The organism is Luteimonas terricola (genome assembly GCF_004352845.1).
In the GTDB taxonomy this organism is placed as follows: domain Bacteria; phylum Pseudomonadota; class Gammaproteobacteria; order Xanthomonadales; family Xanthomonadaceae; genus Luteimonas; species Luteimonas terricola.
Genome location: NZ_SJRX01000008.1, coordinates 142,462 through 150,285, shown reverse-complemented (window position 1 = coordinate 150,285; position 7,824 = coordinate 142,462). Strand labels below are relative to the sequence as shown.

8 protein-coding genes are annotated in these 7,824 nt (G+C 72.7%); all 8 read left to right on the top strand.

The annotated features are described in order from the left end of the window. Window positions 1–210: 210 nt before the first annotated feature. From E2169_RS12485 to gspJ, 8 genes are read left to right on the top strand one after another with little or no spacing between them, the layout of a single operon-like run. Window positions 211–1,032 (top strand): type II secretion system protein N, encoded by an 822-nt coding sequence (locus E2169_RS12485; RefSeq protein ID WP_165942415.1) that lies wholly within the window; start codon window positions 211–213, stop codon window positions 1,030–1,032. Next, complete coding sequence (gene gspD / locus E2169_RS12480) at window positions 1,029–3,101, top strand: type II secretion system secretin GspD (protein WP_132986930.1); 2,073 nt, start codon at window positions 1,029–1,031, stop codon at window positions 3,099–3,101. The genes E2169_RS12485 and gspD overlap by 4 nt, the downstream gene beginning before the upstream one ends. After that, the gene (gspE, locus tag E2169_RS12475; protein WP_132986929.1) at window positions 3,098–4,591 is read left to right on the top strand and encodes a type II secretion system ATPase GspE; all 1,494 of its coding nucleotides are present in this window, start codon (window positions 3,098–3,100) and stop codon (window positions 4,589–4,591) included. The genes gspD and gspE overlap by 4 nt, the downstream gene beginning before the upstream one ends. Next, window positions 4,578–5,783 carry a type II secretion system inner membrane protein GspF gene (gene gspF / locus E2169_RS12470; RefSeq protein WP_132986928.1) on the top strand — a complete coding sequence of 402 codons (1,206 nt, stop codon included), beginning with the start codon at window positions 4,578–4,580 and terminating at the stop codon, window positions 5,781–5,783. Before gspE ends, gspF begins: the two co-directional genes overlap by 14 nt. A 26-nt stretch (window positions 5,784–5,809) precedes the next feature. Further along, window positions 5,810–6,286 (top strand): type II secretion system major pseudopilin GspG, encoded by a 477-nt coding sequence (gspG, locus tag E2169_RS12465; protein ID WP_132986927.1) that lies wholly within the window; start codon window positions 5,810–5,812, stop codon window positions 6,284–6,286. Window positions 6,287–6,295: 9 nt separating this feature from the next. After that, window positions 6,296–6,748 (top strand): GspH/FimT family pseudopilin, encoded by a 453-nt coding sequence (locus E2169_RS12460; protein ID WP_132986926.1) that lies wholly within the window; start codon window positions 6,296–6,298, stop codon window positions 6,746–6,748. Next, window positions 6,732–7,205 (top strand): type II secretion system minor pseudopilin GspI, encoded by a 474-nt coding sequence (gene gspI, locus E2169_RS12455; protein ID WP_132986925.1) that lies wholly within the window; start codon window positions 6,732–6,734, stop codon window positions 7,203–7,205. Before E2169_RS12460 ends, gspI begins: the two co-directional genes overlap by 17 nt. Continuing rightward, window positions 7,202–7,816, top strand: coding sequence for a type II secretion system minor pseudopilin GspJ (gene gspJ / locus E2169_RS12450; protein ID WP_268236936.1), 615 nt, complete (start codon window positions 7,202–7,204; stop codon window positions 7,814–7,816). The genes gspI and gspJ overlap by 4 nt, the downstream gene beginning before the upstream one ends. The last annotated feature ends 8 nt before the right edge of the window (window positions 7,817–7,824 follow it).

Genomic DNA, 7,824 nt, shown 5'->3' with positions numbered 1-7,824 from the left:
GGTGCCAAGGCCCTTGAGAGCGAAGTCAAGGAGGAGGCGATGGCCGCAGGCCAGCGCCGGGGGACATGAGCACTCAAGGGCCTTGGCACCCGGCGCCCGAGAGCATCAATGGCGCGCCATTCCCTCAATATGTCAATTGCAACAGAGATGTCACAAAACATTCGCATGCTGTCGGAACGGCGCGACATTCCCCGCCACCACAGCAGACCCGTGCCCGCATTCCCGACCCATCGCGAACTCCTTGCAGTCTTTGCCGGACCCGACGGCGTCGATCGCCTGCGCCGGGCGGCCGAGGTCGCGATCGTCATCCTGCTGGCGGTGCAGGCGGCGCGCCTGGCCTGGCTGCTGCTGCCGCCTGCGACGCTGGGTGCGCCGACCGCGAACACGGCCGCGGTACTCCCGGCGCAGCCCGGGCGCCTCGCCATCGATGCTTTCTATCCCGACCGCGGCACCGCCACCACCGACACCTCCGGCCTGCTCCTGTTCGCGGTCCGCCCCGCAGCCGTGGGCGGCAGCGCCATCATCGCCATGCGCGAGGATCCGCAGCGTTCCTTCAGCGTTGACGAGGAGGTGGCGCCGGGCGTGGTCCTGGCCGAGGTGCGGTCCGACCACGTGGTGCTCGACAGCGGCGGCCGCCGCAGCGAACTCCGCTTCGCCAAGGCCGGCGAACGCCCGGCGCCGACCCGCAGGGCACCGGCACCGGCGCAGACGACCTCGACCCCCGCGCCCGCCACGGACACGCCCGGCCCCGCGGTCGATCCCGCGCAGCTGCTCGCGCAGATGGGCCTTCGCCCGGAAGAGGCCGATGGCCGGGTCACCGGCTACACCGTGATCCCGCGCGGCGACGGCGCCGTGCTGCGCCAGGCCGGGCTGCAGGCGGGCGACGTGCTGCTGTCGGTGAACAACGAGGCGCTGGACCCCGAACGCCATGCGGACCTCGGCGACATCCTCGGCAAGGCCTCCACCATCACCCTCACCTACCGCCGCGACGGCCAGATCCGCAGCGCGACCCTGCAGGCACCGACACCGTGAAGCACCGACTCCTCGCCGCCGCCCTCGTCCTCACGCTGGCGACCCAGCCCGCCCCCTTCGCCTTCGCGCAGTCCGGCGCCGGCGTGACCGCGCAGGATGCCGACATCCGCGCCTTCATCCAGGACGTCGCGCGCGCCACCGGCACCACCTTCATCATCGATCCCGCGGTGCAGGGCAGCGTCAGCATCACCCGCGACGTGGCCATGGACGAAGCCGAGCTGCTGGGCGTGCTGCTGGCGGTGCTGCGCGCCAACGACCTGGTGGCGGTGTCCGCCGGGCCGGGCGCCTACCGCGTGGTGCCCGACACCGCGGCCGCGAAGCTGCCTGGCGGCGGCGCGGGCGGCTCCGCCTTCACCACCCAGGTGCTGCCGCTGTCCACGGTCGATGCGCGCATCGCCGCCGAAACGCTCAAGCCGCTGATCGGCCGCGGCGGCGTGGTGGTGCCGACGCCCCAGGGCAACGCCCTGCTGATCGCCGACTACGCCGACAACATCCGCCGCATCCGCGGCCTGGTGGCGCAGATCGACAGCGACACCGCCGGCATCGACACCGTCACCCTGCGCAACAGCTCGGCGCGCGAAGTGGCGGCCACGGTCAACCAGCTGTTCGGCGGTGCCGAAGGCCGCGGTGGCCAGCTCGCGATCCAGCCGGTGGACGGCAGCAACTCGATCGTGGTCCGCGGCGCGCCGCAGTCGGTGCAGCGGGTGGTGCAGACCATCCTCGAGCTCGACCGCCGCGCCGAACGCACCGGCGGCGTGCGCGTGGTGCGCCTGCAGCACGCCAGCGCCGAGCAGCTGCTGCCGGTGCTGCAGCAGCTGGTCGGGCAGACGCCCGGGGGCGAGGACGGCGCCGGCACGGCCGCCGCCAGCGCCGCGGCCCCGGATGCCACCTCGGCGCAGCTGATCACCGCGGTGCCCGGCAAGCGCCCCACCATCGTCCGCTACCCGGGCTCGAACTCGTTGATCATCAACGCCGACCCAGAGACCCAGCGCCTGCTGGTGGACGTGATCACCCAGCTCGACACCCGCCGCGAGCAGGTGCTGGTGGAGGCGATCGTGGTCGAGATCTCCGACAACGCCGCGCGCCGCCTCGGCGCGCAGCTGCTGATCGCCGGCAAGGAAGGCAGCAACATCCCCTTCCTCGCCACCCAGCACCCCGGCGCCAGCCCGGGAATCATGCCGCTGGCCGCCGGCTGGTACGCCGGGCAGCAGCGCGGCGACGACGACGATGACAACGGCGTGCTCGACCTCGCCCGCCAGGCCGCGGTGCAGTCGCTGCTGGGCATCAACGGCGCGCTCGGCGGCATCGCCGGCAGCAACGACAACGCCACCTTCGGCCTGATCATCGACGCGGTGAACAGCGACACCGCGTCCAACCTGCTGTCGACGCCATCGATCCTGACGCTCGACAACGAGGAAGCGCGCATCCTGGTCGGCCAGGAAGTGCCGACCACCACCGGCGAAGTGCTGGGCGACAGCAACAGCAATCCCTTCCGCACCATCCAGCGCCAGGACGTCGGCATCCAGCTGGAGGTCACGCCGCAGATCAACGCCGGTGGCGGCATCACCCTGACCCTGCGCCAGGAGGTGTCGTCGATCGCCGGCCCGGTCAGCGATGACTTCTCGGAGCTGGTGCTCAACAAGCGCGAGGTCGAGACCCGGGTGCTGGTCGACGACGGCGAAATCGTCGCGCTGGGCGGCCTGCTCGACCAGAGCGACCGCAACACCGTGTCCAAGGTGCCGCTGCTGGGCGACATCCCGATCGTCGGCCATCTGTTCCGCCACCGCTCGCGCTCGCGCGACAAGACCAACCTGATGGTCTTCATCCGCCCGACCATCGTGCGCAGCACCGCGGACGCGCAGGCCATGAGCGCAGGGCGCTACGACTACATGCGCAGCCAGCTGCCGGTGATGGGCGAGCGCGAGACCGCGCTCGACGAACTGGTGCGCGAGTACCTGCGCACCACGCCGCCGGTCATGCCTGTGCCTGCACCAGCCCAGCCTTCGGGCGGCGGCGCTGCGCCTGGCCCAGCGTCGAGCAGTCCGACTGCGGACGCCGCGGCGCAATGAGCGAGCCCCTGCCCGCCTTCGCCTACGCCTTCGCCAAGCACCAGGGCGTGGTGCTGCTGGCGCTGGGCGAACGCGCGCGCGTGGGCCTGCGCGAAGACGCCAACCCGGCCGCGCTGCTGGAGGCGCGGCGCAGCCTGGGGCTGGAGCTCGACGTCGAAGTCCTGCCCCGCAGCGTCTTCGACCGCCGCCTGTCCGAGCTCTATGCGGATGCGGCGCTGGCCGGCGGCGGTGGTGACTTCGACCTGCCCGGCAATCTCGACGCCCTGGCCGGCGACATTCCCGCCACCGCCGACCTGCTCGACGCGCAGGACGACGCGCCGGTGATCCGCCTGATCAACGGCCTGATCGCCGAAGCCGCGCGCATCGGCGCCTCCGACGTCCATATCGAACCCTTCGAATCCGCCCTTGTGGTGCGCATGCGCGTGGACGGCGTGATGCGCGAGGCGCTGCGCCTGCCCGGGCGCATCGCCCCTCTGCTGGTGTCGCGGGTGAAGGTGATGGCGCGCCTGGACATCGCCGAGAAGCGCCTGCCGCAGGACGGCCGCATCGGCCTGACCATGGGCAGCAAGGCCCTGGACGTGCGCGTATCCACGCTGCCCGCGCGGGGCGGCGAGCGCGTGGTCATGCGCATCCTCGACAAGGACCAGGGCACGCTCACCTTCGAAGGCCTGGGCATGCAGCCGCACGTGCTGGCGGCGCTGCAGCGCGCGCTGCGCGTGCCCAACGGCATCGTGCTGGTCACCGGCCCCACCGGCGCCGGCAAGACCACGACCCTGTATTCCGCGCTGGCCTCGCTCAACGACGGCCGCCGCAACATCCTCACCGTCGAAGACCCGGTGGAATACGCCATCGACGGCGTCGGCCAGACCCAGGTCAATGCGCGCGTGGGCATGAGCTTCGCCGCCGGCCTGCGCGCGATCCTGCGCCAGGACCCGGACGTGGTGATGGTCGGCGAGGTGCGCGATCCCGAAACCGCGCAGATCGCGGTGCAGGCGAGCCTCACCGGCCACCTGGTGCTGTCGACGGTGCATACCAACGACGCCCCCGGCGCGGTGACGCGGCTGCGCGACATGGGCATCGAACCCTTCCTGCTGGCGTCGAGCCTGCGCCTGGTGCTGGCGCAGCGCCTGCTGCGGCGCTTGTGCACGGCCTGCCGCGAGCCCATCGCCGGCGACACCCGTGCATCCGCCATCCGCCTGCTCGGCGACGCCGCGGCCGACGCCACGCTTTACCGCGCCGCCGGCTGTGCGCAGTGCAGCCACACCGGCTACGCCGGGCGCCTGGGCATCCACGAGGTGCTGGAGGTCGACGAGCGCATGCGCCAGCTGATCGGCGCCAACGCCGACGAGGACACGTTGGCCGCCGCGGCCTTCACCGACGGGCATCGCCTCGGCGGCGCCGCGCGCGACGCCGTGCTGCGCGGCGAGACCACGCTCGAGGAAGCCATGCGCGTGACCCGCCAGGAGCTGCAGGACCATGGCGGCGTTTGAATACTCGGCCCTGGACGTCCAGGGGCGCAGCCGCGAGGGCGTGGTCGATGCCGGCAACGCCGCGGAGGCGCGGCGCGTGCTGGAAAGCCGCAAGCTGCTGCCGGTGCGCGTCGAGCCGGCCACCGTCCGCGCCGAGCAGGCTGCGCGCAGCCGCGGCCGCTTCAACGCCAAGGACCTGACCCTGCTCACCCGCCAGCTCGCCACCCTGGTGGCGGTGGCGCCGCTGGAGGAAGCGCTGCGCACCATCGGCAGCCAGTCCGAGCGCGCGCCGGTGCGGCGCGTGGTGATGGCGACCCACGCGCGCGTGGTCGAGGGCTTCCGCCTGTCCGACGCCATGGCGCGCGAACCCCGCGCCTTCCCGCCGCTGTACCGCGCCATGGTCGCCGCCGGCGAGGGCACCGGCGCCCTGCCCGCCATCCTCGAACGCCTGTCCGACCTGCACGAGCGCGACCAGCAGGTACGCGGCAAGCTGGTTTCGGCCCTGGTGTATCCGGCCGCGCTGGCGGTGACCGCGGTGCTGGTGGTGATCGCGCTGATGGTGTTCGTGGTGCCGAAGGTGGTCGAGCAGTTCGAGTCGATGGGACGCGAGCTGCCGCTGCTGACCCGCATCGTGATCGGCATCTCCGACCTGCTGTCGACGTGGTGGCTGCCGATGGCCGTGCTGCTGGCGGCCGCCGTGTTCATCGCCGCGCGGCTGCTTCGCCGGCCGGCCATTCGCCGCCGCTTCGACGCCGCCCTGCTGCGCCTGCCCCTGCTCGGCCGCATCCTGCGCGACGTCCACGCGGCGCGCATGGCACGCACGCTGGCCACCATGTCCGACAGCGGCCTGCCGCTGATCGAAGGCCTGGCGATCACCGCGCGCACCGTCGGCAACACGGTGCTGCGCGAGGCCACCGAACAGATGGTCGAGGTGATCCGTGAGGGCGGCAGCCTGTCGAACGCGATGAAGCGCGCCGCGGTGTTCCCGCCCACCCTGCTCTACATGGCCACCAGCGGCGAGGACAGCGGACGCCTGGCACCGATGCTCGACCGCGCCGCCGACTACCTCGAGCGCGAATTCAACACCTTCACCACGGCGGCGATGAGCCTGCTCGAACCCCTGATCATCATCGTGCTCGGCGCGGCGGTGGCGGTGATCGTGCTCGCCATCCTGCTGCCGATCCTGCAATTCAACGCCCTCGTGGCCGGCTGATGGAGGCCGATATGCAAAACCGCGACATGTCCGATTTCCCTGCCCATCGATCGCCGTCCGGCGCGACGCCAGGCGCGGGGCGCCATCGCCGCAACGCCGGCTTCACCCTGGTGGAACTGATGGTCGCGATCGTGATCATCGGCCTGCTGTCGACGGTGGTGATGATCAACGTCATGCCCAGCCAGGACCGCGCCATGTCGGAGAAGGCGCGCGCCGACGTCTCGGTGCTCGAACAGGCGCTGGAGACCTATCGCCTGGACAACATGGGCTACCCGACCACGGCGCAGGGCCTGGACGCCCTGCTCGACCCGCCGTCCGGGCTCGCGCGCCCCGAGCGCTACCGCAAGGGCGGCTACATCCGGCGCCTGCCCGAGGATCCCTGGGGCAAGGCCTACCAGTACCGGCAGCCGGGCCGCAGCGGCGGCTTCGACGTCTTCTCCTTCGGCTCCGACGGCGCCGAGGGCGGCGAAGGCGACGCCGCCGACATCGGCAACTGGCGCTGAGGCAGGGCCATGCGACGCGCGCGCGGCTTCACCCTGGTCGAGCTGATGGTGGCGCTGGCCGTCATCGGCCTGGCGGGGGCCGCCGTGGCGATGACGCTACCGTCCGCGGACAACGTGCTGGTGAAGGAGGCCGAGACCTTCGCCGCGCGCCTGGCGCACGCGCGCGACGAGGCCATCCTCGGCATGCGCACGATCGAGGTCGAGGTGAGCGCCGCCGGCTACGCGTTCTCGCGCCGGCGCTTCGACGGCTGGCAGCCGCTGGACGGCCGCGCCTTCGCCAGCGTCGACTGGCAGCCGGGCACGCAGCCGCAGCTGCCGCGACGCAACGCCCGCATGGCGTTCCACTTCGACCCCACCGGTGCCAGCGAGCCGCGCAGCCTGGTGCTGGTGCGCGAGGGCCGGAGCGCGCGGGTGTCGGTCGACGGCGGCGGCGAGGTGACGATCGATGGCGCGGCGCGCTGAAACGCCCGCCCGACGCTGCGGCGAGGTGCGTGCGCAGTCACGGTGCCGCGCGGGCATCCTGCCCCGCCGCCGCACGGACGCGCCGCTGCGCAGGGGCGCGGACGCCGGCTTTTCGCTGATCGAAATGCTGGTCGCGCTGTCCGTGTTCGCACTGGCCGTGCTCGGCCTGCTCAACCTGGCCGGCGAAAGCACGCGCACCGCGGTGGCGATCGAGGAGCGGGTGCTGGCGGCGGTGGTCGCCGACAACGTGGCCGTGGAGGCCGCCACGCTCGACGTGCGCAGCCTGGCGGACGAGGCCAGCGGCAGCGAGGAGGCCGGCGGCATCGACTGGCACTGGACCCGCAGCACCACGCCCAGCGCCGACCCATCGCTGCTGCGCGTGGACATCCGGGTGTCGCCGCCGGGCGAATCGCGCGTGGCCGCCGAGGTCGCGCTGTTCCGGAGCTTGCCGCGGTGAACGCGTCGCAGCCCTCCGGCGCGGCGCGCGGCTTCACCCTGCTCGAGGTGATGGTGTCGCTCGCCCTGTTCGGCCTCATCGCGGCCGCCGGGGTCGCGGTCATGGCCTACGCCGTCGACAGCCAGGGCGTGCTGCGCGAGCGCATGGGCCGACTGGGCGAATTCCAGCGCGCGCGCGCCCTGCTGCGCGCCGACCTGTCGCAGGCGTCGCTGCGGCTGGTGCGCCGCAGCGACGGCAGCCCCGCGCGCCACACCTTCATCGGCGGCCGCCCCGGCGAGTCCGGCCCGCTGTTCGGCTTCGTCCGCCACGGCCGCGAGAACCCGGAGGCCGCGCCGCGCACGTCGCTGGAATACGTGGAGTACCGCATCGTCGACGGCCGCCTCGAGCGCAGCGCACGCGCTGCCGTGGACAGCGCGCAGCCGCCGGCGGCGCGCGTGCTGATCGACGGCATCACCGCCGCACGCGTGGCCTATCTTCCCGCCGGCGAAGGCTGGAACGACGGCTGGCGCGGCGGCAGCACCACGCTGCCGGCGGCGGTGGAGCTCGAGCTCGAACTCGACGCCATCGGCACCGTGCGCCAGCGCTTCCTGCTCCCGGCGATGACGCCATGACCGCCGGC

Bases quoted from the DNA above. Each gene is read 5' to 3' on its own strand.
- E2169_RS12460 (WP_132986926.1), top strand. From the start codon at position 6,296: ATGCGACGCGCGCGCGGCTTCACCCTGGTCGAGCTGATGGTGGCGCTG.
- gspE (WP_132986929.1), top strand. From the start codon at position 3,098: ATGAGCGAGCCCCTGCCCGCCTTCGCCTACGCCTTCGCCAAGCACCAG.
- gspG (WP_132986927.1), top strand. From the start codon at position 5,810: ATGTCCGATTTCCCTGCCCATCGATCGCCGTCCGGCGCGACGCCAGGC.
- gspF (WP_132986928.1), top strand. From the start codon at position 4,578: ATGGCGGCGTTTGAATACTCGGCCCTGGACGTCCAGGGGCGCAGCCGC.
- gspI (WP_132986925.1), top strand. From the start codon at position 6,732: ATGGCGCGGCGCGCTGAAACGCCCGCCCGACGCTGCGGCGAGGTGCGT.